At 69.8% G+C, this 225-nt stretch carries 1 protein-coding gene; it reads left to right on the top strand.

Translation table 11 applies throughout. The features are described from left to right. On the top strand, positions 1-225 hold a 225-nt coding region (locus OP18_RS50960), incomplete at both ends, for a prolipoprotein diacylglyceryl transferase family protein (RefSeq protein ID WP_033368089.1).

The raw sequence follows: 225 nt of genomic DNA on the forward strand, positions 1-225 counted from the left end.
CCTCTGGGCCGAACGACGCTTCGACCTCAACCGCGGGCGGCTCTTCGCCCTCTGCGTCGCCGCCTACACCCTCGGCCGGGTCTGGATCGAAGCGCTCCGCGTCGACCACGCCAACCACATCCTGGACATCCGGCTCAACACCTGGACCTGCCTCGTGGTGTTCCTCGCCGCGACCACCTACCTCCTGCGTGCCCGGCGTACCGACACCACCGACCACGCCGTCCC

It is taken from the genome of Dactylosporangium aurantiacum, from assembly GCF_000716715.1.
In the GTDB taxonomy this organism is placed as follows: Bacteria; Actinomycetota; Actinomycetes; order Mycobacteriales; family Micromonosporaceae; genus Dactylosporangium; species Dactylosporangium aurantiacum.